The sequence below is a fragment of the Methylocaldum gracile genome (assembly GCF_053646815.1).
On record NZ_CM132196.1, the window covers coordinates 3,116,702 to 3,140,877 of the forward strand.

The following is a 24,176-nucleotide window of genomic DNA, read 5'->3' on the forward strand; positions in this document are numbered from 1 at the left end:
TTCAGCCTGCCGCCGGCGGGGGGAATTCAAACGCTTCCGCCCCAGTGGCGCTATGCCACCGCTACCGCTCACTGAAGGCTTCTCATCCGCAGGCGCGCGTTATCCACAGATGTGCCTTTCGTGACAGAACGTTGGAATTAGCGCCGGACGCGCAAAAAGCGACGTGGCCATCAACGATTGCTGCATCTCAAACGTCCATCCCGGACCATTTTACCACTGCAAGATGAACTGTTCGGTTGACTGCATGCGAATAGTAGAACTGAGGCTGCTTTCAGTTGGCTGTCGGACACAAACACCTATTCCAGGTTTACGTCCGGAATCACACAACTGACCCGACCGACGCTGTCATTCGCAAGTCCCGCAGGAATTTGCAAAAAGGTTCGAGTCGTGTTCGGTTCGATCGTTCCCGATAATACGGCTTTTAGAGGCTCCAAAAGCTCCAGATCCTTGGAATACTGAAGACAAACCACTTCGATTCCGCTGATTCGCCGTTCACTGCCGTTCTTGATAGAAAAATCGAACAACATCGTTTTGTCTGCTGGATCTAAAGTCCAGCTAAAATCCGTCAGCTCGATCGTGCGTAGGATTTCGTATTTCGCACGCGTGTCGGAACCGGTCGGGGGCTGCACGGATTCTTCCTTGGTGAGTTCGGGCGATGAACCATCCGGCGGCGTGATCCCTTCGCCGATGCTAGTCGACGTACTCTCCCGAAGCAGGGCTTTTTCATCCAAGCTCGCCGATTCGGTCTGCCGGCGAGCTTCGTCTTGCGCGACACGTCCGTGCCGATGCTCGGCAAACCGTGTACCCAGCTGCCAAGCCGCGGTCGCAAGCAATATGGTCAGGAGCAAAGAAGCAAGCACGTGAGCGTAACGGCGGAACCATGGCTTTTGAGACCCACCCTCACGGCACTCCGCCGGCGCGGTAGCCGTTTCCTCCTCATATTCGGTTTCGCCGCGCTTCTTTGGGCTTGGGCTTATCGGGCCAGCCCCGTAACCGACCGCATCCCAAATCGCCTTTTCCTCGGGCACAATTCTGTCGGCGAACGGCGGCTTCAACTCCTTCGCACGGGCAGGCGTGCCGCGCGCGTCACTTTTACTTTTGTGTTCGTTCAAAGCATGCCGAAATGCGAGGCATGCTTCGCCAAGGTGTCTCAGAACGTCTTTGATGAATTTTTCGTACAATACTAGGCGCACTTTTTGATGAATCGGAACCTCGATCCGATCGAGAACCGCTGACAACGCATCCAATATCGCGACGGGGCTCCAGGGTGTGGCCGGTAATGAATCAAGCGCTCGGCCGACTACCTCGGCGTAGGTTTCATCGAGACGACGAATACTTTGACCGTGTTGGAGTTCGACGTCCCGAACCCTGCGGGCCAGATGCTCGTCCACCGCAAATGTCCGCCGATAGCCTGGTATTTGGCCGGTCTGCCATGCACGGTCACCGGCGTCCGCGCTAGAGTTCTGCTTGCCGGCATCCTGTTGATCCGAAAAACGCGCAAAAGAACCCAGCAATTCCTGGCTAAGACTTTCCGAAACGACCTCTTGATCAAGGTGAAGAGTTGTCCACACGTCGGCAAGATGATCCTGTAATGTCGAATCGAAGCTTTCGATGTTTTGAACAGCCGTCGCTAGATTCAAATCGTCCAACATGTAGCGAAAGCGATCTTGAATGACGCCTACGAATGTCGACCGATAAAGTTCGATTAATACCGGAAAATCCATCGTATTTTTTGGTCCGTCAAGCATGGATACCATTTTATAATTCTCACCTATTTATGCGGCGGAACAGGAGCACGAGTCGAGGCCGGCTCCGCTAAAATAGTCGGTCGAGTTCTTCCATCTTTTCGGTTCCGCACTTCCGAACAAATTCGAAATCAGGCATCCTGCCCATGAACGACAGCCTAAACGCGTCCGTTAATTCCGGCTCGAACAACTCGGTCCAAGACAGTGATTCGCACCACCGTTCCATCCGCAGCTTCACTCTCCGCCAAGGTCGATTCACCGTAGCGCAACGGAGAGCCATGGAGGCTCTTTGGCCCATCTATGGACTAAATGTCGCCGATACGCCCCCCGATTTCGAGGCGATTTTCGGCCGGGGCGCGCCTCTGGTCGTCGAAATCGGCTTCGGTAACGGCGAAACTCTGGCACAACTCGCCGGCGACCAGCCGCAGACCAACTTCATAGGCGTAGAAGTCCACCGACCTGGCGTCGCGCAGTTGCTGGCGCGCCTAAAAGAACGCGAACTAAATAATGTGCGTATTTTTTGCGCCGACGCTGTCGACATCCTGACAAATCAGATCGCTGACGGAAGCCTTTCGGGCGTGAACTTGTTTTTCCCGGATCCGTGGCCCAAAAAGCGCCACCACAAACGCCGACTGGTCAACCCGGAATTTATCAGCCTCGTAGCGCGGAAGCTCAAGTACGGTGGCTATTTTCATGCCGCCACGGACTGGGAAGATTATGCTCAGCACATGCTGGACGTGCTCGAACATTGCGATCGTCTTGAAAACACCGCAGGCGGGAGCAAGTTTTCCCCTCGCCCGACGCACAGAGCGTTGACCAAATTCGAACGCCGCGGACAAGAGCTCGGACACGGCGTATGGGATTTGATTTTTATCCGGCGAGCAGACGATCTTTAGCCGGCCACTGCTTCCGCGGGTTGGAACGGCTCCTCCTCCGCCTCGACCTCTGGCTGTACGTCATCCAGCTGCATCGCTTGCCGTATGGCCAGGAGTTCATCGTATTGCCGACGGAGCGGCTCCAAAGCCTGGGTGAGCGCGGCGATCTCCTGATCCAAGGAGTGACTGGATTCGTTGATCTTGCGCAATACGTCCAGCTTGCTTTCGATTACGCGTTTATGATCCCGAATTTGATGGATAAGCGGCGTAAGGGCCATGCCGGACCAACCCACCGCATCCTTGTGTGCGTGCAGAAAAAGCTCTCGGGCGCGGGCGACAACCGTTGTATAAAGCTTTACCACAACCATGCTCTGCTCCATCAAGGTTGACGAAGCACTGTCTCTGAAAGCCTCCCCTTCCTTGAATACCCGCTCCAGTTCGGCCTGATATTTCTTGAGCGAGAGCGACGGCGCCTTGAGATCGGCAAAGCCATATTCCTCCTGGAATTTTCCGTATATCCCTTTCACCAGTTTTCGACTTTCCTCAGAGATCGACACGGCTTTGACAAGCACGCCGTTCAACTCCTCGAGCACTCCCGCCATGACCGATTTCATCCCGATCGTCGTCAGACTTCCGGCCATCTGCCGCCGAGTTCGCTTGATAATCTCATCGATGCTTTCCGGCGCCAGGGACTCGACCAAAGCCTTGGCCTGCACCGCGAACACCCGTCGGCTCGCCTGAAATTGGTTTACGCTGGCCAAATAAGCATTTTGCTGGTCTCGGGTCTCGGTCATCAGCTGCTTGATCTTGTCCCGATTATTGACATCGACATTGCGGAGATCGTTGATCTGGCGCTCGGCATCCGCTATATGGGCCTGCAGTACACCGGTCGATTCGGTAACCAAATGGCCGATCCTCTCGGTGACCGACGTCATCAGCAGATTCTGCCTCTCCTTTACCACTTTTTCGGCCAAGAAACTCTCAAAAAGATGGAGACGGCTTTTTTCCAGGAGTTCTTGGTCGCCCTTCACTTTGGCAAGCAAAGCCTGTTTGGCGGTCAAGGGAAAAATCGAGCTCGCGTCGACTTCCAAAGTTCTGGCAACTGAGTCGATTTGGGCGCGAATCGATTTCTCGATGACGTCGTCTCCGTGCAAATCCCCCCACATCGAATCGATCTTGTTCATGACCACCGCCAGACCGCTTCTTTTCTGCTGGCCCTGGCGGGAACCCCGAACATGGTTGCACCACATATCCAGATCGCTCTTGGTAACCCCGGTATCCGCTGCAAGCACGAAGATAACCGCTTGAGCGCTGGGCAGCATGTGCAAGGTCAACTCGGGTTCCGCCCCGAGTGCGTTGAGACCGGGTGTGTCCAGAATGGTAAGGCCTTCCTTTAAGAGGTAATGCGGAAAACTGATCAATGCGTGACGCCAGCACGGAATCTCGACGGTCTCCGGCGCCACCACCTGTCCCGGATGAAGATCTTCGTTGTACAGACCGAGCTGCTTCGCTTCTTCGAGCGGCACACGCTTGGTTGCGGTCAGCTCTTGAAATGCTTCCTGCATTTGCACCGGCGAGGTGCAATCCAATTCGATCTGCATCCAACTCTGCGGGTGTCGCTTGTATTCGCTGAGCGATGCCTGGTTCAGACGGCTCTCGATCGCCAAGAGTCGGATATAGGCACCACCTTCGGGATCGTAAAAGATCTCCGTCGGACACATGGTTGTTCTTCCGGGAGATGATGGCAAAAGCCGAACACCGGTATCCGAGAAAAACAAAGCGTTAATGAGCTCGGTCTTGCCTCGCGAAAATTCGGCGGCGAAGGCAAGCACAATACGATCCGCGCGCAAGCTGTCGAGCATGCCCAGAAGAGTTTCATTTACGGCATCGCTGTTCAATTCATGCTGATCAAGCCAGGAACGATATCGCTCAACCGCCTGGCTCAGTTGCTCACGCCACTGGCCGTAGCCTCGCAGCTTGTCTTCTAAATGAATGATGCTCATCTCCGACTCTCGACCCGATCGTCTAGTGGAATAAAGTGCAATTCTGGGGACAGTTGGGATGAAGTTTAGACCAATTCAAAATTCAGTCCATTTTCGAGAGCTCTGCCCACCATGCCGGCCAGCGTTTTGGAGAGCAGATTTTGAACCGCTTATCCCGGCCGGTTTCACCGGCCAGCAAAACCACATCGCGTTTGGCGACGCCGAAAACGTCTGCCAGGAAGTCGATTAGATAACGGTTTGCTTTGCCGTCGACAGGCGGCGCTTTGATGCGGATCTTGAGCCGATCGCCATGCAAACCCGCAATCTCGTCCTTACCGGCGCGAGGTTGTACGTGGACGTTCAGCACCAGTGCCTGGCCGTCCCAGGTATACCAATCGCTCAAGTCAGTTCAGCAGATTCGTGAGTTGCTGCAGCGGGGGCAGCACAAGCATTTTGGCGAGTTGTATGCCGATCAAGGGGATCAACGGCGAGAGATCGATACCCCCTATCGGCGGCAAAAGCCGACGGCTGAAGCGAAGCAGCGGCTCGGTAAGGCTGTAAAGGAGGGAAACCGCGGGGTTATAGCTCCCTGGACTGACCCAACTCAGGACCGCACGGATGATGATGGCGAAAAAATAGACATTGAACAGCAAATCCAAGAGCTGCACGACAGCCCACAGACTCAATGCCGCAAATGTGATCCGCGTATCCTGAAGCACGAATATCAGATAGCCGCTCAGCATTTGCAGCCCCAGCATCAAGACGAGCGAAGCCGTGTCGACGCGGCCGACGGACGGAATAAAGCGGCGGAACATGCGAAGCGGCGGGTGCGTGATCTTGATCAAGAACTGGGAAATCGGATTGTAGTAATCCGCATCGACCCACTGAAACAAGAACCGCAGCAGTATCGCGAATATATAAAGACTGAAGAGCGTATCGATCAGAAAAACAGCGGGATTCACCAGAAAATCCGGAGACATCGTCAACCTCCCAGTTGCTTGGACAATTCTGCCGCCCGCGCATTTGCCGCCTTCATGGCGTCAAGCACAAGGCTACGAAGGCTTCCGCGCTCGAATACCTCTATTGCCTTTTCCGTAGTACCGCCGGGCGAGGTAACCCTTCTTCTCAATTCCGCCGGACCGTCTTCGGATTCTATGGCGATGCGCGCCGCACCAAGCGCCGTCTGCTGGGTAAGAAGCCGCGCCGTAGCTTTGTCCATTCCCATTTCGGTCGCCGCATCCTCCATGGCCTCCATGAACAGAAAAAAGTAAGCGGGTCCGCTTCCGGAAAGCGCCGTCACCAAATCCAGGAGCTCTTCCTTTTCTACCCACACTGCGATGCCGACGGCACGGACTATCGCTTCCGCCACACTTCTATGTTCGGCGCTCGCTCGATCGTTCGCGTGCAATGCGGTAGCCCCGGTTTTCACGAGCGCCGGAGTATTGGGCATACAGCGCACGATGCTTGCGCCGCCGCCCAGCCAGTGGTCGAGGGCGGTCTCGCGAACACCCGCGGCGATGCTGATCATCAGGGGGCCGCGTTGCCGCACGGGGCCGGCAATTTCTCGAGCCACCTGTTCAAGAATCTGCGGTTTAACGGCCAGCAACACGGTCTGGGAGCGCTCGACCAAGGATTTGTTATCTTCGAACGTATGGACGCCGAAACGGCTGGCCAAATCCTTCAGCTTCGCGGTGTCGACGTCCGACACGAAAATATTGTCCGCCGGATAGCCATCCGAAATGAGACCGCCGATCAGGCTGCTCGCCATATTTCCGGCGCCGATAAACCCTAAAGTTTGCTTTTTCATTTGAAATCATCTCCGAACCAACGGACGTATTCTAACCGAGACACGGCCCCAAAAACGTCCCGTTCGCCGTATAAGCCGACAAGTGTCCCTCAGCCGTCCGAAACGCTCCCGGCATCGAGCACGGCCATGTCACGGCTTGACCTCGGCCCGAACAGCGCCGTGCCGATACGTACCATGGTCGAACCTTCCATGACGGCCGCTTCGAGGTCGTCGGACATCCCCATGGACAGCGTATCGAGCCCAAGGTGGCCCAAGCGTTCCGCGGCTTGCCGCAAGCTCCGGAACGATGCGCGCTGAAGGTCGATCGTGTCCGTCGGGGCCGGAATGGCCATAAGCCCGCGGACACGAAGCCTAGGCAGTTCCGCGATCGCTTCGACCAACCCGTCGAGCTCCTCCGGGGCAACGCCCGATTTCGTCGCTTCTCCGCTGACGTTGACTTGAATGCAGATGTTGAGCGGCGGCAGCTCTTCGGGACGCTGATCGCTCAGGCGCTCCGCGATCTTGAATCGGTCGACGCTATGTACCCAGGAAAAACGAGCCGCGATCGACCTGGTTTTGTTGGATTGAATGGGTCCGATGAAATGCCAGCCGATATCGTAATGCGCCAACTTATCTTGCTTGGCCAGAGCCTCTTGAACGTAGTTCTCCCCGAACTCCCGCTGACCGCAGTAATAAGCGGCGGCAATCGCCTCCGCAGGCTGAGTCTTGCTTACGGCGATCAGCCGAACCGAACCCCGGCATCGACCGGCTGCCGTCTCCGCGAGTCGAATTCGCTCGCGTACGGCGTCCAGGCGCTGTTGTATTTGACTCCTCATGTTGCTGATACGTTTGTCTATACTTGCCCGGAGGGTAAGGGTATCTACCGACCAACGCTTACACAAGAGCCATTACAGAAGAGAATCCATGGATATCGCCGAACTGCTCGCTTTCTCCGTCAAGAACAATGCATCCGACCTGCATTTGTCCGCCGGACTTCCGCCGATGATCCGCGTGGATGGCGACATACGCCGCATCAATGTGCCGGCGCTCGACCACAAAGAGGTGCACGCGCTGATCTACGACATCATGAACGACAAGCAGCGGCGCGATTACGAGGAGTTTCTGGAGACCGACTTTTCGTTCGAGCTCCCCGGCGTCGCGCGATTTCGTGTCAACTCGTTCAACCAGGACCGGGGCGCGGCGGCGGTATTTCGAACCATTCCGTCCAAGGTTTTGACATTGGAGGAACTGGGTTGCCCCAAATTTTTCCAGGACGTTACCATGCACCCTCGCGGCCTGATCGTGGTCACCGGGCCCACCGGATCGGGCAAATCGACCACCCTCGCCGCGATGATCGACCACATCAACTCGAACCAGTATTCCCATATCCTGACGATTGAAGACCCCATCGAGTTTGTGCACTCCAGCAAAAAATCGTTGATCAACCAACGCGAAGTTCACCGGGATACTTTGGGTTTCAACGAAGCCTTGCGCTCGGCTCTGCGCGAAGACCCCGACGTGATTCTGGTCGGCGAAATGCGCGACCTGGAAACCATCCGCCTCGCATTGACCGCCGCCGAAACCGGTCACTTGGTTTTCGGTACCCTGCACACCAACTCGGCTGCCAAGACCATAGACCGCGTCATCGACGTTTTCCCGGCCGCCGAAAAAGGCATTATTCGGTCGATGCTGTCCGAGTCCCTGCAGGCCGTGATCTCCCAGACTCTGCTCAAGAAAAACGGCGGCGGACGCACGGCGGCCTGGGAGATCATGGTGGGCACGCCGGCGATCCGCAACCTCATCCGCGAAGACAAGGTCGCACAGATGTACTCGGCCATCCAGACCGGGCGCAAGGACGGCATGCAAACGCTCGACCAGCACTTGCAGGAACTGGTCGAAAAAGGCGTCGTGGCGCGTGCCGCCGCTCGGGTCAGAGCCGTCAATAAAGCCGCATTCTAAAGCCGGAGAACAAGCTCGTGGACTTCGAATCCTTGCTCATGCTGATGACGCAGAAAAAAGCGTCCGACCTCTTCATCACCACCAATAAAGAACCGTGCATGAAGATCGACGGCGTCATTCAGCCGATATCGAACGCCAAGCTGAGCAAAGAGCAGGCGCGGCAGATCGTTATCGGGGTCATGAACCAACGCCAGCGCGACGAATTCGAGAATACCAAGGAGTGCAATTTCGCGATTTCATCGCCCGGCCTAGGCCGCTTCCGCGTCAGCGCCTTCATCCAAAGAGACACCGCCGGAATGGTGTTGCGGCGGATCGAAACGAACATTCCGACAGTCGATGATCTGAATCTGCCGCCGATCCTCAATGAATTATCGATGACCAAACGCGGCTTGATCCTGTTCGTCGGTGCGACCGGAACGGGAAAATCCACATCGCTGGCCGCCATCATCAAACATCGGAACGAGCATTCGAGCGGGCATATCATCACGATCGAAGATCCGCTGGAATATGTGCATCCGCATGCCGGCTGCATCGTCACCCAGCGCGAGGTCGGGATCGATACCGAATCCTACGAGGTGGCGCTCAAGAATACGCTGCGGCAGGCACCCGACGTTATTCTGATCGGAGAAATCCGGACCCGCGAGACGATGCAGCATGCCATCACTTTCGCCGAGACGGGCCATCTCTGCCTAAGCACACTGCACGCCAACAACGCTAATCAGGCGTTGGACCGAATCCTTCACTTTTTTCCTGAAGAGATGCACCCGCAGCTATTCATGGATCTATCCCTCAACCTTCGGGGCATCATCGCTCAACAGCTCATTCGCAGGGCCGATGGCAAGGGACGGTATCCGGCGGTGGAAATTCTCTTGAACACCCCGCTCGCTTCAGATCTCATCCGAAAAGGCGAGGTACATAAGCTGAAGGAACTGATGAAACATTCGCGGGAACAGGGTATGCAAACCTTCGATCAAGCCTTGTACGATCTGTACAAGGCCGGAAAGATCACGTACGAGGATGCCCTACATGCCGCAGATTCGAAAAACGAAGTCAGACTGATGATCAAGCTGGGCGAGGAAGGCAACCTCGAGAAATATGCGGGCCGGCATGACACCATGTCCATCGCGGACGACAATTGACCTCCTCATAAAAACTCCACGCCCTTTACCTGCGTTCTGATCAGTACGCGAGACGGATGCGACGCTCGTCCTTCCCCGCTCTACCGCTTCAGGCGGGCCGTCACGTCTCGCAATACGGACTCCACCAACCTCTCGTCCTCGCTGGCATACCGTAGCGCATCCCTCTCACGCCTCAGCCAGGTGAACTGCCGCTTGGCGAATTGGCGGGTGGCGATGATACCGCGCTCGATCATGGTACCGCGGTCGTATTCGCCCTCGAGATAAGCCCAGACCTGTCGATAGCCGACGGCGCGAATGGAGGGCAGATCGGCGTGGAGATCGTCCCGTTCGTGCAAGGCGCGGACTTCGTCGATAAATCCGCCTTCGATCATGGTCAAGAAGCGCTGGCGAATCCGTTCATGCAGGGCCTCGCGGCTTGCCGGCGCGACGATGAGTTTGATCAGATCGAACGGCAAAGGCGGCGATCGGGTCTCGGCGCACAGCACGGACAGCGGAACCCCGGTCGCGTGGTATACCTCCAGGGCCCGCTGGATGCGCTGGGGATCGTTGGGATGAATGCGAAGCGCAGCTTCCGGGTCGATTCGACCGAGTTCCTCGTGCAGTTTCGCCCAGCCGACCCTCGCCGCTTCCTCGTCGATCTGCCGCCGAATCTCGGGATCGGCAGCGGGCAGACTCGAAAGACCGTAAAACAAGGCGTTGAAGTACAGCATCGTGCCGCCGGCGAGAATCGGCAGCTTGCCGCGGCTTGTTATGTCCTGCATCGCCGCGAGCGCCTCGTCCCGAAAACGCCCGGTGGAATAGGATTCGGCTGGATCAAGAATGTCGATCAGATGGTGCGGAATGCCTGCCCTTTCCTCCAAGCTCGGCTTGGCGGTGCCGATGTCCATGCCCCGGTAAACCAGTGCGGAATCGACGCTGATCACTTCTCCGTCCAGCGTCTTGGCCAATTCGATGGCCAGCCGCGTTTTGCCCGAGGCGGTCGGCCCCATCAGGGCGATAGCGGGTGGTAATTCAGTCACTGGCCGCGCATGAACAAGCGGTTCAGATCCTTGAGGCTTAGCTCGACCCAGGTCGGGCGCCCGTGGTTGCACTGGCCGCTGCGCTCCGTCGCTTCCATGTCGCGGAGCAGCGTGTTCATTTCCGGCACGGTCAGCTTGCGGTTGGCCCTGATCGATCCGTGGCAGGCCATGGTCGCCAGAACCTCGTTCATGGACTGCTCGATCCGGACGCTCCGTCCATGCTGGTTGAGATCGGCCAACACATCGCGCACCAGGCGCTCGCCATCCGCATCCGCCAGCAAGGCCGGCACCGCTCGCAACATGAGCGTATCCGGGCCGCTTCGGCGAAGTTCGATGCCGAGGCTTTCGAACACACCGCCCGCCTCCTCCGCCAAGTCGGCCTCGGCTGCGGTAACCTGAATTCGGATAGGCAGCAGCAAGGGCTGCATCGGAACCGATCCCGCGCAGACCTGCTCCTTCAGCTTTTCATAGGTGATGCGTTCGTGGGCGGCGTGAGCGTCCACCACGATCAGCCCGTTGCGGCTCTCGGCCAGAATGAAAGCGCCATGAAGATGCGCCACCGCAAAACCGAGTGGCGGAGTCGTTTGCTCATCTGGCTCCGGTTCCTGCGGCGCTTCCGGCTTAGGAGCCGGAGCGGAATAAAGATCGGCATAACTTTGAATCGCCTCGGCCACTTGCAACGGCAGCGTAGCTTGGCGGTGCGGTTTAGAAAACTCGGGTGCCGAAACTGCACGCGCCGGCCTGTCTTCCGGATGGGGCACCGCCTCGGCCTCGACAGCCCGCGGCTTGGTCTCGGCCAAAGCCCGGTGCAACGCGCGAAACAGAAAATCGTGCACCGTCCGGGAATCGCGGAAACGCACTTCGAGTTTGGCGGGATGAGCATTGACGTCGACCAACGTCGGGTCCAGCTCCAGATACAGCACGTACACCGGCTGGCGCCCGTGGTAAAGCACGTCCTGATAAGCTTGCTTCACGGCATAGCTCACCAGCTTGTCCCGGACCAAACGCCCGTTGACGTAGAAGAACTGCATGTCGGCCTGGCTGCGGGAGAACGTCGGAAACCCCACCCACCCGGAAAGCCTGAGACCCGCCGCCGAAAACTCCACCGCCAGCGCGTTTTCCAGAAACGCCTCACCGAGCACCAAGGCCAGGCGTCGCTCGATTTCGGCCTGGGTTTCCGCCGGCCGCAAGCTCAATACCGTCCGCTCGTCGTGCTTCAAGGAAAATCCCACTTCAAACCGGCTCAGCGCCATACGCTTGATCAGTGTTTCGATATGGGAGAACTCGGTCTTTTCCGACCGGAGAAACTTCCGGCGCGCCGGCGTGTTGTAGAAGAGATCGCGAACCTCCACCGTCGTGCCTTCGGGATGGGCCGCCGGCTGCACGTCGAAATCGGTTTCCGTCCCGTCCGCGGTGACACGCCAGGCGCAACGCTCGCCGCGTATCCGCGAGGTCAGCGTCAAGCGCGCCACCGAACTGATGCTGGGCAAAGCTTCGCCCCGGAATCCCATGCTGGAGACCCGCTCCAGATCCTCCAGACTGGCGATTTTGCTGGTGGCGTGCCTGGACAGGGCGAGCGGCAATTCCTCTCTATCGATGCCGCAGCCGTCGTCGCGGATGCGCATCATGCGCAATCCGCCCTGTTCCACGTCGATGGCTACCGAGCGCGCGGCGGCGTCGAAGGCATTTTCGACCAATTCTTTCACCACCGAGGCGGGGCGCTCGACCACCTCCCCGGCGGCGATTTGGTTTATGAGTTGCGGAGGGAGAATGCGGATGGGCATGGCAGATGGAATCGGCGATCGAGAAAACGGTTTGGCGGTTAGACAGAACCGCGGGAGCAAGGATTCAATACCTTGCTATTCTCGGGAAAATACAGAAATTATGAAAGACGGGGATAAAGGTGCTTTTGCCGACCTTCGGCGCAAGCGTTCTATTTTCGAATGACCGGCTTCTTGCCGTCGGATTCGGCCACGCTCTCCAGAGCATCGGCCATGCGCAGATCGACCGGAACCATCGGCCGAATTTCGGCGAAATAATTGCGGATGCCGTCGAATATGGCGCGAGCCACCTGATCCTGATGGCTCGAATTGCGCAGATTACGCTCTTCGTCCGGATTGGATATGAACGCCGTCTCCACCAGTATCGAGGGAACGTCCGGCGACTTGAGCACCGCAAAACCGGCTTTTTGCACGTCTCGGTGATGTAGATGGAAATCCTTTCTTAGCTCTCCCAATACCTTTGCGGCCGCGCGGTTGCTGGCGTCTAGCGTCGCGGTTTGCGACAGATCGAGCAGCACCGAAGCCAGCAATTTGTCTTTTCCCCTGAGCTGAACACCGCCCACCAAAGCGGCGTTTTCCCGGTCCGCCAGCCAGCGAGCGGCTTCACTGGAAGCACCGTGATCCGACAGAGTGAATACGGAAGACCCCTTTACGTCATTGCTCACGTAGGCGTCCGCGTGCAAGGAAATAAACAAATCCGCCTTCGCCTTGCGGGCGAGTTCCGCCCGCTCGCGCAAATCGACGAACTGATCGCTCTTGCGCACCATGACCGCCCGCATGCCCGGTTCGGCTCCGATCAGCCGTTCGAGCTTGCGGGCGATAGCCAGCACCACGTCTTTTTCGTAGGTTCCGTTGGGGCCGATCGCGCCGGTATCTTTGCCGCCGTGACCGGCGTCGATGACGATCACCCGCTCCTTGGCCAGCGCCGGCTTCAGGAAACGGACCGGCCTCGCTTCGCCCGGCGAGCTCCAGGCCTTGGCCGCGACCGGCTTGGGAGCTGCTTTCGGCGCCGCAGCAATCTTAGTCGGTTTTGCCGATTTGACCGGCTCCTTGGAAGCCGCCTTGTCTCCCGCCTGGGCGGTCAAAATCGGGGGCGTCAGTTCGAGCACCAGGCGCGAGCTTCCCTTGAGACGGGTGACGTAAGACTTGTATCCGGCCGGGCGTTTAAGATCGAGCAAAATCCTGGGGCTGTCCTTGGCCTTGCCCGAAACCGGAATGAGCTTCGCGATCAGGGGATGAGACGCCGGGGGTTGTCCGAGTTTTCCGGACAGGGAAATATTTTCGAAGTCGATTTGCAGCTGATTCGGCTTGCTTCCGCGGGAGATTCGGTATTTGGGCAGCGCCGCGAAATCGAAAACCAGCCGTGAACTCTGCGCGGCGGCCTCAAACTTCACCGAGTTCATCTGCACGGGCGCGCCGAAAACCAGCGGTGCGTAGCCGCAAAACGTGAACACCAGCCATGTGATTAGAGTTTTTTTTTCCATGAACGAAGCCGCCATGCGTGAAAGCCCCCGGAAAACATAGTCCGAGCTGCGGAAAACCGCAAGGAAATAGGCTACTCGGCTTGCAGCCTGGCCAATACGGCTACACCGGAGTCCGTGCCGGCCGATATCTCCGCCATGCGCCACGTACCCGATATTTCCAGGCGGATCTCGAGATCCGCCTCGGGCAATAGCCCCGCGCCGCGCTCCGGCCATTCGATGAAGCAAACCGCGTTCGGCCGTAGATAGTCCCGGAACCCCATCCACTCCAACTCTTCCGGATCGTTCAGCCGGTACAAATCGAAATGGTAAACGATCCGATCCCCGAGCGGGTATTCTTCGACCAGCGTGAAAGTCGGGCTTTTCACCGGCCCCGAAAACCCTGCCGCCCGGAGCCAGCCGCGCACAAACGTGGTTTTGCCGGCGCCGAGGTTTCCGAGCAGGAAGACGAGCCCGTTCGACGACATCGCTCGATAGACGCGCCCGGCGAATGCGAGCGTTTCCGCCTCGTCCCTAAGAGTCACTTTCATAAATTGACGAGCCGGCGCAAAGGATCCATCAAATCGCAGGCCAAGAGTCCCCTTTCGCCGGCCTTCGCCGCCTCGTCACCCGCCGCGGCATGCAATTGCACGCCCAAGGCCGCCGCCTCGAAAAGATCCAGACGTTGCGCCAGCAATCCCGCGATAACACCGGTCAGCACGTCGCCCATGCCGCCGCTGGCCATGCCGGGATTGCCGGCGGTACAGACATAGGGCAATCCGTCCGAGCCGCAGACCAGGCTGCCGGAACCTTTCAATACGGCTACGCCGCCGAACTTCGCCTGAAGGTTCCGAACGGCGCTGAATCGATCTTTCTGTATGTCCGCGGAAGACGAGTCGAGCAGCCGCGCCGCTTCCCCCGGATGGGGCGTGATGGTCCAGTTGTCCCGTTTGCGGGGGCTTTCCGCCAGAAGATTGAGCGCGTCGGCATCCGCCACGACCGGCAAATCGGTTTCCAACACCGTGCCGAGCAGCGCCTTCGCCCATTCCGAACGGCCCAGCCCAGGCCCGATAGCAACGACCGTGGCCCGCTCCAAGGGTATCTGCAAGTCCTCGGTGGTTTCGACGCCGTGGCACATCAGCTCCGGCCGGGTCAGGTTGAGCGAGTCGGCATGGGACTTCCGCGTGGCGATGCTAATCAACCCCGCTCCAACCCGAGCCGCGGCCTCCGCTGCCATGCGAGGGGCGCCGCTGTAGCCGCAATCGCCCCCGACCACCAGCACATGACCGAAATGACCTTTGTGCGCATAACGCGGACGCGCCGGCAAGCCGCGTTCCCACGGCGGCAGCAGCATGGCCGAAGGTTCGACGGAATATCGCACTTCCGGCGGTGTGCCCAGATCGGCAAAGACGATCTCGCCTGTGTATTCCGGACCTTCACCGGTAAAGAGCCCCTGCTTGAGACCGATGAACGTCACGGTCAAATCGGCCTTGACGGCAACGCCCAGAGCGGAACCGGTATCGGCATGAAGCCCGGACGGAATATCCAGCGCCATCACCCGACCGGAGAACCGGTTGACGGCCCTGATCACGTCCGCGTAAAGTCCGTCGACCTTCCGATCCAAGCCGGTGCCCAAAAGTCCGTCGACCAGCACTTCCGCACCCTCGAAATCGGCCGGGATAAAATCCAATATTTCGCCGCCCGTCGCTCGATAATCCTGGTAAGCCGCCAGGGCATCCCCCTTGAGATTCGCGGGCGGCGAAACCGGATAAACCCGCACGTCCATCCCCGCCTCGTGCGCCAAGCGGGCGACCACATAAGCGTCTCCCCCGTTGTTGCCGCCGCCGCAAATCGCCGACAGCGTGCGCGCTCCCGGCCAGCGTTCGTGCAAAGCGGCAAAGGCCGATGCGCCGGCGCGGCGCATCAACTCGATGCCGGGAATGCCCACCGTTTCGATGGCATAACGGTCCATGGCGCGCACGTCCTCCGCGCGATAAAGATCCTTCGGGAAACTTCGGCTGTATCGTTCGCTCATAACCCAGTAAGCTGTACCCAAACTACGCTCGTTCCGTTTACATTCTGGCTCAAACTCCGCACCGCCTCCACACTTCTGTGACTTCGTCCGCTCGCGATTACTCCGCTCTCGCCGCCAAAATCAAGACCTGGGGCAAAGAACTCGGCTTTCAGCAGGTCGGAATAGCCGATACCGACCTTTCTGCGGCCGAACAGCAGCTTCAAGAATGGATAGACGAGGGATTCCACGGAGAAATGGACTACATGGCGCGGCATGGCACCAAGCGCAGCCGTCCGGAAGAGCTGGTTCCCGGTACGCTCCGGCTCATCAGCGTACGCATGGATTATCTCCCGGAGAATCGAACCACGGTTAGGGAGCGGCTGGACGACCAGACCGCCGCGTTCATCTCCCGCTACGCCCTCGGCCGCGATTACCACAAGGTGCTCCGCAAGCGCTTACAGCAATTGGCCGAGCGCATCGCAGTCGAAATCGGCCCCTTCGGTTATAGGGTCTTCGTCGACAGCGCGCCGGTGCTGGAAAAGGCGCTCGCCGCCAAAGCCGGGCTCGGCTGGATCGGCAAGCACACCAATTTGATCAACCGCAAAGCAGGCTCGATGTTCTTCCTGGGGGAGATTTACACCGATCTCCCCTTGCCCATCGATGCCGAAACGACCAATCACTGCGGGAGCTGCACCGCCTGCATGGAGGTCTGCCCCACCCAAGCGATCGTTGCGCCTTATCGCCTTGACGCCCGGCGCTGCATCTCCTATCTGACCATCGAGTTGCGCGGACCGATTCCCGAAGAATTTCGCACCGCCATCGGCAACCGCATCTACGGCTGTGACGACTGCCAGCTCGTATGCCCGTGGAACCGCTATGCGCGGCTGACCGAGGAAGCGGATTTCATGCCGCGCCACGGTCTCGATACCGCCGGGCTGATCGACCTTTTCCGCTGGGATGAAGCGACGTTTCTACATAAGACCGAAGGCTCTGCCATACGCCGCATCGGTTACGAACGCTGGATCAGGAATATCGCCGTGGCCTTGGGTAACGCTGAAACGTCTACTAAAATCGTCGACGCGTTACGAGCGCGGATAGACGACCCGTTGCCTTTGATCAGGGAGCACGTGCGCTGGGCGCTTGCACGGCACTGCTCCAACGAGCGACAGCCGCACCGTGCGGGAGCCCCAGCGTCTTCTACGTCTTAACGCCGCGTTTTCTTAGCGGCGGGAGCCGATGCTTTGACAAAGGCGGGACCCTTGATGCGAAGCTGGTCGGACAATTGCTTCAGAGTATCGTTGAGCGCGGCGCGGGTCGCCTGACCCAGGGCGCTCGCTGCAAACGCGGATTCCCCGCCCCCGACGCCGAACAAAGAGAAACCGCTGGTGGCGGATTCGGAGGTGAAGGAGCCGTGGGAAGTAATCGTTCCCACCATGCGGCCGCTGCTAGGCTCGACCACTTGCAGGTCCATGCCCACCGCCCCGGTTCGCCGGGCCTTGGTGTTTTCCCAAGTCGGATTGGCGGCAGATACGGCAGCACCGGCGATGCCCGCGGCGGGTGTCCCCGAAACGGCGCCCGCGATGCCGAGCACTGTTCCTGCCCAGCCGAGCGATCCACCTTTGCGCTCGTCGTTGGCTTCGGCAACCTCGTTGAATTCCGTGATCGTACCCTTGATCACGAACGGCCCGACCTCGCCGGGATTCAGCAGCTTTGCGGGATTGCTTTCGTTCTTGCGGTAATGTTCGTAGTCGACGACCACGATGTTCCCTACGTTGCCGAGGGCACTGATTAATTGCGCGGCGACGCCTTGCCCGACGCGATCGCTCATACCTTGATGGTCGGGCGTGTAAGCCCCCGGTGCCGTAGGTGCGGCCCCTCCGAGAATACCCCAGCCGAAGGGTCCCCAGCCGTAGCGGGCCCCGGTCGGAGCCTGTGTCACGCCGCCCCCCGAACCGGTTCCGACACTCAAAGGCTCCACCGTGACGACGTACATGGGTTGAGAACCGTCGAACGGAATCCGCACCACTTCCACCTGCGTCGAAACCGGCGCCACGTGCGTGGCCTGCACCGACGATTTATCCACCGTCGCCGCGCAGCTCACGAGAAATGGAACCGCTGCCCCCACTAACCAAGACTTTAGTTTCATTATTCTTCTCCGGTTATTTTCGTTTGTTGTCGTCCCACGCCGAAAGTCCGGCGTAAACCCACGCCGTTGAAGGTTAGCACACTGCACTACCGCGTCCCAAAGCTGCCGCGCCAAGCCGATGCGGCGGATTCGGCGTTCCGCCCTCCCTCGACATAGCGTAAAATCCGGTGCATTCGTCTCCAACTCGTAAGGAGTTAACGCCCATGAACTTTTTTTTTCGCGTGCTGCTCGCCGCAATCGCTTTGTCCGCCCTGCAAACCGTCCGGGCGGAAGACGAATGGCAGGGCACCACCCTTTCGGACCAGACTCTGGAGAAAGTCAACCTGGCTTTAGTCGCATACCAGACCTGCGTCAACAGCGAAACCCGTGCGCGGGTCGGCGAGCAGGCGGATTCGCGTGCACTCACCGATCGCGTTTTGAAAACGTGCGAAGAGAAGCTGTCGAAGGTCAAGGCGGCGTTCGATAGCGAAAAAGTACCCGGCACGATCTCCGAACGATATATGCGCAGCCGCCGTACTCAGGCCGCACGTCAGGTCCTGCGCACATTGATGGGTGCTCAGGCGGCTCAAGCCGCGACCGGGCAGCCCTAATACGATCGTCCTACCCCGCGCTTAGTTTTCAGCCGGCTGTCCCGCCGATGCCGGCGGCTGTATTTGCCGCACCAACCGCGCCTGCGTCCCAGGGCACCACTCAACGCAAAGAGGATCCGAATGCAATTCGACCCAACTCTCATTCCGACCACGCTCGACGCCGTACACATCGGACTTGCAGCCCTCGTGGTCATTCTGCTGATTCTGCAGATCCTTCTGCTGTCCGTAGCCGTCATCGCTTTGATGCGCCGTGGGCGGCGGGCAGCCGAACCAGTCGTTGCGCCGGTCCCCGCCGGACCGGCCCCCGTTCCGGTCAGGGAGGCACCCAAACCCTTGGAAGTCGTCAAACCGGAACGGCCGGAGCCGGTGGTTGTCAAAGAAGCCACACCGGATGCGGCCCTACAGCTTCTCGGACTTTTGCAGAAAGAAGCCCGTTTTATCGACTTCGTTCAGGAGAACGTCGGCGCCTATTCCGACGCCGAGATCGGCGCGGCGGCTCGAGTCGTACACGAGGGATGCCGCAAAGTATTGAGCCAGCATTTCGAGCTTGAACCGGTGCGCAAAGAGCAGGAGAACTCCCGCGTTACTCTGCCCAAAGGCTTCGACGCTTCAAGCGTAAGGCCCACGGGCAACATCGTCGGCGATCCGCCGTTCACCGGCACATTGATACACCGCGGCTGGCGCGCTACGGCCGTCAGACTGCCCAAGATCGCCGAAGGACATGACGTACGCATCATCGCCCAAGCAGAGGTGGAATTGTGAGCGAAACCCAGTATTCCGTCGGCATCGACCTCGGCACGACCAACAGCGTCGTGTCCTATGTCGATCTCAGCCAGTGCGACGGCGAAAAAGCGCCGATCGAGGTTTTGGATATCCCGCAATTGACGTCGCCCGGTACGGTCGGCGAAAAAAGGCAGTTGCCTTCGTTTCTTTACCAGGCTCACGAGGCCGAGCTCGCACCGAGCGACATCGTGTTGCCCTGGAACGAACATCCGGAAGCCATCGTCGGTGACCTGGCAAGGCAACTCGGCGGCAAAACGCCCATCCGGCTGGTAAGCAGCGCCAAGAGCTGGCTATCTCACAGCGGCGTCGACTGCCGCGCGCCAATCCTGCCCGTTCAGTCACCGGAGGAAGTAAAGCGCGTTTCGCCTCTTCAAGCGTCGATCGAATATCTCCGCCACATGCGTGACGCCTGGAACGACCGCTATCCCGACGCGCCCCTGAGCGAGCAGGAACTGGTGATCACCGTACCGGCGTCCTTTGATCCGGCGGCTCGGGAACTGACCGTGGAAGCCGCCCACGCCGTGGGCCTGCGCCAGGCCATTCTGCTCGAGGAGCCGCAGTCGGCGCTGTACAGCTGGATTCAGACCAGCGAAGGAAAATGGCGCGAGCAGGTCAAGCCGGGCGACATCATTCTCGTCGTGGACGTAGGCGGCGGTACCACCGATTTGTCGCTGATCGCCGTGACCGAGGAGGAAGGCAATCTGATCCTCAACCGCGTCGCCATCGGCGATCACATTCTCCTCGGCGGGGACAACATGGACCTCGCCTTGGCTTATGTCTTGAAAATGAAGCTCGAAGCCGAGGGCAAACGGCTGGAACCTTGGCAGATCCAGGCACTCATGCACGGCTGCCGGGACGCCAAGGAATCCTTGCTGTCCGACTCGGATACCGACGAAGTCGCCGTCGTCGTCCCCAGCCGCGGTTCGTCGCTCATCGGCGGCACGCTGCGTACCAGCCTGACCCGCGACGAGGTCGGACGTACCCTGGTCGAAGGCTTCTTTCCGAAGGTGCAAATCACAGACCGTCCTGCCGTTCAGGCTCGCACCGGTCTGACCACCCTGGGCCTTCCGTATGCCAAGGACGCACGGATCACCTGTCATCTCGCCGCCTTCCTGAGCCGACAGATCGGCGCGACCGGCGAATTGCAGGGATTCAACCTCCCTGCCGATGCCCAGTTCCTGCATCCGACCGCGCTGCTCCTCAACGGGGGTGTATTCAAGTCCGAGGCGCTCGAAAAGCGCTTGCTCGATGTACTCAATAGCTGGCTTCAGGCCGACGACGCACCGCATGCCCGACTGCTGCACGGCGCCGACCTGGATCTAGCCGTGGCCCGTGGTGCCGCTTATTACGGCTATGTCCGCAAAGGTCGTGGGGTCCGCATCCGCGGCGGCACCGGTGCTGCCTATTACGTGGGCGTCGAGAGCGCCATGCCCGCCGTACCGGGCTTCGCCCCGCCGATCGAGGCCCTGTGCATCGCGCCTTTCGGCATGGAGGAAGGTACCGAGGCGGATCTGCCGCCTTACGAGTTCGGATTGGTCGTGGGCGAGCCAGTGCGCTTCCGTTTCTTCGCGTCCAACGTCCGCCGCGACGACGTGGTCGGCACGCGCCTCGACTACTGGTCGGAAGACGAAATGGAAGAACTGGACGAAATCGAGGTCACCTTGCCGGCAGAAGAGTACCAGGCGGGCGATGTGGTCCCGGTTCATTTGGCCGCCAGGGTCACCGAAGTGGGCACGCTGCAACTGGAAGCGGTCGCTAAGGACGGCGACAAACGCTGGAACGTCGAATTCGATGTCCGTGCAGGCGAAAAGCCCTTGCCGTCGGATGAAAATGTCGCACCGGAGGAACCGATCTTAGGCAATCTCTCCGAGCGGGCGACCGAAACCGCATCCGACGAAGCAGCTTCGGAAGCACCTGGCGACGACGCTTCGGCCAAAAAAAGTTTTTGGTCTTTCAATAAATAATCCTGCAAACCGCAGGGGCAATGCCCCTGCGGCCATCCTCACCCATGCCCGCATCATCAAGCCAGACGCCTCGCTATCTTGTCGGCATCGATCTCGGCACGACCCACACCGTGGTCGCCCATGCAGACCTCACCAAAGGTACTCCGGCCGAAATCGAGCTTTTTCAAATCGACCAATTGGTTGCGCCGGGCGAAGTGGCGGCTGAACCGCTGCTGCCGTCTGTTCGCTATCACGCATCGCCGGACGAACTGACCGTAGCGGACGTGCGATTGCCCTGGCCTTCTTCGGAGCCGGAGTCGGCTTATCGTCCGATCATCGGCAAGCTGGCGCGGATCTTGGGCTCGAAAAGCCAGGGACGTTTCGTGACCAGTGCCAAGAGCTGGCTGTCCCATGCCGCCGCGGACCGGACCGCCGCTATCCTCCCCTGGGGCGCGCCGGAGGAGATTCCGAAAATCTCTCCGGTCGAAGCCAGCGCGAGCTACCTCCGCCACGTGCGTTCGGCCTGGAATCATCACCATCCCGAGGCGCCACTGGAAGAGCAGGAGATCGTGGTGACCGTACCGGCCTCATTCGACGAGGCCGCACGCACTCTAACGCTCGAAGCCACCCGGCTGGCCGGATTCGCGACAGTGCGCCTGCTCGAAGAGCCGCAAGCGGTCTGTTACGACTGGCTCTGGAACCACCGCCAGTCCTTACGTCAGCAGCTCGGCGGCGTGCGCTTGCTGCTGGTCTGCGACGTCGGCGGCGGCACCACGGACCTGACCTTGATCAAGGTCGAGCCAGGCGAGGACGAACCCAAGCTCACCCGTATCGCCGTCGGCAATCATCTGATGCTGGGCGGGGATAACATCGATCTCACCTTGGCTCATCTTGCGGAACGCCGCCTGGTGGGCGAGGATCGAAAGCTGTCTGCGGCCGAGCTTTCCCAACTGGTCGAACAATGCCGGTTAGCCAAGGAACGGCTGCTGGCTCCCGATGCGCCGGAAGCCGCGACCGTAACACTACTCGGCACGGGAGCCCGGCTCATCGGAGGCGCGCGCTCGGTCGAGCTGACCCGAAGCGAGGTCCATGGCATCGCTCTCGACGGTTTTTTCCCGATGGTGAGCCTCGCCGATCATCCCGACCGAAAACGCAGCGGCGTCGTCGAATTCGGCCTGCCCTACGCCGCCGATCCCGCGATCAGCAAGCATCTGGCTGCTTTTCTGACTCACCACTTCGAAACTGCGCGAGAGGCCCTCGGATCGGACTCCGCCGACCCCATTCCCGATGCTGTTCTTCTCAACGGTGGCGTGTTCCGCAGCTCGACCATAGCCCAGCGTCTCGTAGAACTTGTGACGTTTTGGGGAAAACAACGCCCCGTCCTGCTCAAAAACGACCGTCCCGATCTGGCAGTAGCCTACGGCGCGGTAGCCTACGGACTCGCGCGGCGCGGCCATGCCGTTCAGCGCATAGGCGGCGGCTCGGCGCGCAGCTATTTTCTGGTGGTGGAAACCGGCCGGGACGGGATCCCCAAGGGTATCTGCATTCTGCCGCGGGGGACCGACGAGGGCCGGGAGATCGTGTTGACCGACCGCTCCTTCCTGCTCAGGCTAGGACAACCGGTGCGTTTCAACCTGGCCTCAACCAGCGAGGACCGGCGTTTCCAGCCGGGAGACCTTGCCGAAATCGACGGAGACCGTTTCGTTCACTTGCCGCCCCTCGCTGCTGTCTTGGAGCGGGAAAGCGCACAAGGGCGAACGGAGCAAGCCGTGCAGATCGCCGCATCCCTAACCGAGGTCGGCACTCTCGATTTGCACTGCGTAGCAGCCGACGATCCCGACCGGCGATGGAGGATCGAGTTCCAATTGCGGCAGGCCGTCCCGCAGACGGTTTTGCCCGAAGCCCGGCACCACCCGCGCCTCGATGAAGCCGTCGAGAAAGTCCGCCTGGTGTTTGGGAAAAAAGCGAAAGCGGCCGACACCAAGCTGGTCAAAGGATTGCGCGGCGAACTTGAAAAGATTCTCGGACCGCGAGCGGATTGGGACACCGCCCTATTACGCGATTTGTTCGGCGCCCTGCTGGAAGGCCTGCCTCACCGGCGGCGATCGGCCGAGCACGAGCGCCTGTGGTTCAGCCTGACCGGATATTGCCTCCGTCCCGGATTCGGCTATCCCTTGGACGATTGGCGGGTTGAACAGGTCTTCGCGATTTACGGGCAAGGTCTGCAATTCGTCAACGAAATCCAGAACTGGACTGAATGGTGGACGTTCTGGCGCCGCCTGGCTGGCGGCTTGAACGAAAAGGCGCAGCTTTCGATATTCAAGGATGTGGCCGACTTCATCAATCCGGAAACCGCCAAGCGCGGCAATCTCCCTGCCCTCGCCAAAAAGCGCAGCTATGAGGACATGGTGAGACTTGCGGCCGTACTGGAACGGCTCCCCGTATCCCAAAAGGCCGAATTGGGAAGCTGGCTTCTCCAGCGCCTGTCCAAGCCCAGCGAACCCGCCGAAAGCTGGTGGGCGCTAGGCCGCGTCGGTGCTCGCGTACCGTTCCACGGCAGCGTGCATAACGTGGTTTCCCGCGTCACGGCCGGGGAATGGCTGGCCCAGATCCTGAGCCGCGACTTCAAAAAAGAGCCGCATGCCGGCTTCGCCGCCGCTCTCATCGCGAGACTCAGCGGTGACCGGGAGCGTGACATCGATCCGGCGCTGAGGCAACGCGTCATCGAGCGGCTGAGAGTCGGCAAAGCGCCGGACTCCTGGATTGGCATGGTGTCCGAAGTAAAAGAACTTTCCGAAGCCGACGAAAAACGCATCTTCGGCGAGGCATTGCCCCCCGGCCTGAAGCTGATTGCCTGATGCGGCGAAGTCCGTAGGATGCGCTGAACGAAGGGAAGCGCATCGTTAGCGATAAGCTGCCGGAGCCATAAAGCCGCCCATTCCCATTCAGCTTCC

21 protein-coding genes are annotated in these 24,176 nt (G+C 59.6%); 9 read left to right on the plus strand and 12 right to left on the minus strand.

Annotated elements, in window-relative coordinates:
- Nucleotides 1-296: 296 nt before the first annotated feature.
- On the minus strand, nucleotides 297-1,724 hold the full coding sequence (locus tag ACWJJK_RS13650) for a hypothetical protein (RefSeq protein ID WP_454128175.1): 1,428 nt from the start codon (nucleotides 1,722-1,724) through the stop codon (nucleotides 297-299).
- Nucleotides 1,725-1,891: 167 nt separating this feature from the next.
- Here ACWJJK_RS13650 and trmB point away from each other — a divergent pair, with 167 nt between their 5' ends.
- Nucleotides 1,892-2,641: a tRNA (guanosine(46)-N7)-methyltransferase TrmB gene (gene trmB / locus ACWJJK_RS13655; RefSeq protein WP_434112330.1), complete on the plus strand. Its 750-nt coding sequence runs from the start codon at nucleotides 1,892-1,894 to the stop codon at nucleotides 2,639-2,641.
- On the opposite strand, the gene ACWJJK_RS13660 is transcribed toward trmB, so the two are convergent.
- The 5 genes from ACWJJK_RS13660 to ACWJJK_RS13680 all read right to left on the minus strand — a co-directional run bounded on the left by ACWJJK_RS13660 (nucleotide 2,638) and on the right by ACWJJK_RS13680 (nucleotide 7,224).
- Complete coding sequence (locus tag ACWJJK_RS13660) at nucleotides 2,638-4,623, minus strand: dynamin family protein (RefSeq protein ID WP_077729818.1); 1,986 nt, start codon at nucleotides 4,621-4,623, stop codon at nucleotides 2,638-2,640. The genes trmB and ACWJJK_RS13660 overlap by 4 nt on opposite strands.
- An 82-nt stretch (nucleotides 4,624-4,705) precedes the next feature.
- Nucleotides 4,706-5,005: a DUF167 family protein gene (locus ACWJJK_RS13665; RefSeq protein ID WP_077729819.1), complete on the minus strand. Its 300-nt coding sequence runs from the start codon at nucleotides 5,003-5,005 to the stop codon at nucleotides 4,706-4,708.
- Between the two features lies 1 nt (nucleotide 5,006).
- Nucleotides 5,007-5,582: a YggT family protein gene (locus tag ACWJJK_RS13670; RefSeq protein WP_077729820.1), complete on the minus strand. Its 576-nt coding sequence runs from the start codon at nucleotides 5,580-5,582 to the stop codon at nucleotides 5,007-5,009.
- A 2-nt stretch (nucleotides 5,583-5,584) separates the two neighbouring features.
- A complete protein-coding gene (gene proC, locus ACWJJK_RS13675; RefSeq protein WP_086135058.1) occupies nucleotides 5,585-6,409 on the minus strand; it encodes a pyrroline-5-carboxylate reductase in 825 nt (274 codons plus the stop codon).
- Between the two features lie 89 nt (nucleotides 6,410-6,498).
- Entirely contained in the window at nucleotides 6,499-7,224 is a 726-nt protein-coding gene (locus tag ACWJJK_RS13680) for a YggS family pyridoxal phosphate-dependent enzyme (RefSeq protein WP_086135057.1), read from the minus strand.
- Between the two features lie 88 nt (nucleotides 7,225-7,312).
- Here ACWJJK_RS13680 and ACWJJK_RS13685 point away from each other — a divergent pair, with 88 nt between their 5' ends.
- Both ACWJJK_RS13685 and ACWJJK_RS13690 read left to right on the plus strand, forming a co-directional pair.
- Entirely contained in the window at nucleotides 7,313-8,347 is a 1,035-nt protein-coding gene (locus tag ACWJJK_RS13685) for a type IV pilus twitching motility protein PilT (RefSeq protein ID WP_077729823.1), read from the plus strand.
- A gap of 17 nt (nucleotides 8,348-8,364) precedes the next feature.
- Nucleotides 8,365-9,486: a PilT/PilU family type 4a pilus ATPase gene (locus ACWJJK_RS13690; protein ID WP_347257359.1), complete on the plus strand. Its 1,122-nt coding sequence runs from the start codon at nucleotides 8,365-8,367 to the stop codon at nucleotides 9,484-9,486.
- A gap of 80 nt (nucleotides 9,487-9,566) precedes the next feature.
- Here the strand turns inward: ACWJJK_RS13690 and miaA are convergent, their stop codons facing one another.
- A complete protein-coding gene (gene miaA / locus ACWJJK_RS13695; protein ID WP_156879464.1) occupies nucleotides 9,567-10,475 on the minus strand; it encodes a tRNA (adenosine(37)-N6)-dimethylallyltransferase MiaA in 909 nt (302 codons plus the stop codon).
- 26 nt (nucleotides 10,476-10,501) lie between these two features.
- Entirely contained in the window at nucleotides 10,502-12,289 is a 1,788-nt protein-coding gene (mutL, locus tag ACWJJK_RS13700) for a DNA mismatch repair endonuclease MutL (protein WP_454128176.1), read from the minus strand.
- Here mutL and ACWJJK_RS13705 point away from each other — a divergent pair.
- Nucleotides 12,282-12,452 carry a hypothetical protein gene (locus ACWJJK_RS13705; RefSeq protein ID WP_168175385.1) on the plus strand — a complete coding sequence of 57 codons (171 nt, stop codon included), beginning with the start codon at nucleotides 12,282-12,284 and terminating at the stop codon, nucleotides 12,450-12,452. The two genes, mutL and ACWJJK_RS13705, sit on opposite strands and share 8 nt — an antisense overlap.
- On the opposite strand, the gene ACWJJK_RS13710 is transcribed toward ACWJJK_RS13705, so the two are convergent.
- The 3 genes from ACWJJK_RS13710 to ACWJJK_RS13720 form a co-directional block, all read right to left on the minus strand.
- Complete coding sequence (locus ACWJJK_RS13710) at nucleotides 12,439-13,770, minus strand: N-acetylmuramoyl-L-alanine amidase (RefSeq protein WP_454128177.1); 1,332 nt, start codon at nucleotides 13,768-13,770, stop codon at nucleotides 12,439-12,441. The two genes, ACWJJK_RS13705 and ACWJJK_RS13710, sit on opposite strands and share 14 nt — an antisense overlap.
- A gap of 71 nt (nucleotides 13,771-13,841) precedes the next feature.
- Entirely contained in the window at nucleotides 13,842-14,297 is a 456-nt protein-coding gene (gene tsaE / locus ACWJJK_RS13715; RefSeq protein WP_454128178.1) for a tRNA (adenosine(37)-N6)-threonylcarbamoyltransferase complex ATPase subunit type 1 TsaE, read from the minus strand.
- Complete coding sequence (locus ACWJJK_RS13720; protein ID WP_454128179.1) at nucleotides 14,294-15,781, minus strand: NAD(P)H-hydrate dehydratase; 1,488 nt, start codon at nucleotides 15,779-15,781, stop codon at nucleotides 14,294-14,296. The genes tsaE and ACWJJK_RS13720 overlap by 4 nt, the downstream gene beginning before the upstream one ends.
- Nucleotides 15,782-15,858: 77 nt before the next feature.
- Here ACWJJK_RS13720 and queG point away from each other — a divergent pair, with 77 nt between their 5' ends.
- A complete protein-coding gene (gene queG / locus ACWJJK_RS13725; RefSeq protein WP_434130068.1) occupies nucleotides 15,859-16,968 on the plus strand; it encodes a tRNA epoxyqueuosine(34) reductase QueG in 1,110 nt (369 codons plus the stop codon).
- On the opposite strand, the gene ACWJJK_RS13730 is transcribed toward queG, so the two are convergent.
- Nucleotides 16,965-17,906, minus strand: coding sequence for a hypothetical protein (locus tag ACWJJK_RS13730; protein WP_156879424.1), 942 nt, complete (start codon nucleotides 17,904-17,906; stop codon nucleotides 16,965-16,967). The two genes, queG and ACWJJK_RS13730, sit on opposite strands and share 4 nt — an antisense overlap.
- Before the next feature lie 203 nt (nucleotides 17,907-18,109).
- On the opposite strand from ACWJJK_RS13730, the gene ACWJJK_RS13735 reads away from it, so the two are divergent.
- The 4 genes from ACWJJK_RS13735 (at nucleotide 18,110) to ACWJJK_RS13750 (ending at nucleotide 24,080) form a co-directional block, all read left to right on the plus strand.
- Nucleotides 18,110-18,496, plus strand: coding sequence for a hypothetical protein (locus ACWJJK_RS13735; protein ID WP_077729831.1), 387 nt, complete (start codon nucleotides 18,110-18,112; stop codon nucleotides 18,494-18,496).
- Between the two features lie 120 nt (nucleotides 18,497-18,616).
- Entirely contained in the window at nucleotides 18,617-19,258 is a 642-nt protein-coding gene (locus ACWJJK_RS13740) for a DUF2760 domain-containing protein (RefSeq protein WP_077729832.1), read from the plus strand.
- Entirely contained in the window at nucleotides 19,255-21,243 is a 1,989-nt protein-coding gene (locus ACWJJK_RS13745; RefSeq protein WP_077729833.1) for an Hsp70 family protein, read from the plus strand. Before ACWJJK_RS13740 ends, ACWJJK_RS13745 begins: the two co-directional genes overlap by 4 nt.
- 44 nt (nucleotides 21,244-21,287) lie before the next feature.
- Nucleotides 21,288-24,080, plus strand: coding sequence for an Hsp70 family protein (locus ACWJJK_RS13750; protein WP_086135051.1), 2,793 nt, complete (start codon nucleotides 21,288-21,290; stop codon nucleotides 24,078-24,080).
- The last annotated feature ends 96 nt before the right edge of the window (nucleotides 24,081-24,176 follow it).

What these genes read in the sequence shown, in the direction of transcription:
- ACWJJK_RS13650 (WP_454128175.1), bottom strand. Translation starts at nt 1,724, where the DNA reads ATGGATTTTCCGGTATTAATCGAACTTTATCGGTCGACATTCGTAGGC.
- trmB (WP_434112330.1), top strand. Translation starts at nt 1,892, where the DNA reads ATGAACGACAGCCTAAACGCGTCCGTTAATTCCGGCTCGAACAACTCG.
- ACWJJK_RS13660 (WP_077729818.1), bottom strand. Translation starts at nt 4,623, where the DNA reads ATGAGCATCATTCATTTAGAAGACAAGCTGCGAGGCTACGGCCAGTGG.
- ACWJJK_RS13670 (WP_077729820.1), bottom strand. Translation starts at nt 5,582, where the DNA reads ATGTCTCCGGATTTTCTGGTGAATCCCGCTGTTTTTCTGATCGATACG.
- proC (WP_086135058.1), bottom strand. Translation starts at nt 6,409, where the DNA reads ATGAAAAAGCAAACTTTAGGGTTTATCGGCGCCGGAAATATGGCGAGC.
- ACWJJK_RS13680 (WP_086135057.1), bottom strand. Translation starts at nt 7,224, where the DNA reads ATGAGGAGTCAAATACAACAGCGCCTGGACGCCGTACGCGAGCGAATT.
- ACWJJK_RS13685 (WP_077729823.1), top strand. Translation starts at nt 7,313, where the DNA reads ATGGATATCGCCGAACTGCTCGCTTTCTCCGTCAAGAACAATGCATCC.
- miaA (WP_156879464.1), bottom strand. Translation starts at nt 10,475, where the DNA reads ATGGGGCCGACCGCCTCGGGCAAAACGCGGCTGGCCATCGAATTGGCC.
- ACWJJK_RS13705 (WP_168175385.1), top strand. Translation starts at nt 12,282, where the DNA reads ATGGGCATGGCAGATGGAATCGGCGATCGAGAAAACGGTTTGGCGGTT.
- mutL (WP_454128176.1), bottom strand. Translation starts at nt 12,289, where the DNA reads ATGCCCATCCGCATTCTCCCTCCGCAACTCATAAACCAAATCGCCGCC.
- ACWJJK_RS13710 (WP_454128177.1), bottom strand. Translation starts at nt 13,770, where the DNA reads ATGGAAAAAAAAACTCTAATCACATGGCTGGTGTTCACGTTTTGCGGC.
- tsaE (WP_454128178.1), bottom strand. Translation starts at nt 14,297, where the DNA reads ATGAAAGTGACTCTTAGGGACGAGGCGGAAACGCTCGCATTCGCCGGG.
- ACWJJK_RS13720 (WP_454128179.1), bottom strand. Translation starts at nt 15,781, where the DNA reads ATGAGCGAACGATACAGCCGAAGTTTCCCGAAGGATCTTTATCGCGCG.
- ACWJJK_RS13730 (WP_156879424.1), bottom strand. Translation starts at nt 17,906, where the DNA reads ATGAAACTAAAGTCTTGGTTAGTGGGGGCAGCGGTTCCATTTCTCGTG.
- ACWJJK_RS13735 (WP_077729831.1), top strand. Translation starts at nt 18,110, where the DNA reads ATGAACTTTTTTTTTCGCGTGCTGCTCGCCGCAATCGCTTTGTCCGCC.
- ACWJJK_RS13740 (WP_077729832.1), top strand. Translation starts at nt 18,617, where the DNA reads ATGCAATTCGACCCAACTCTCATTCCGACCACGCTCGACGCCGTACAC.
- ACWJJK_RS13750 (WP_086135051.1), top strand. Translation starts at nt 21,288, where the DNA reads ATGCCCGCATCATCAAGCCAGACGCCTCGCTATCTTGTCGGCATCGAT.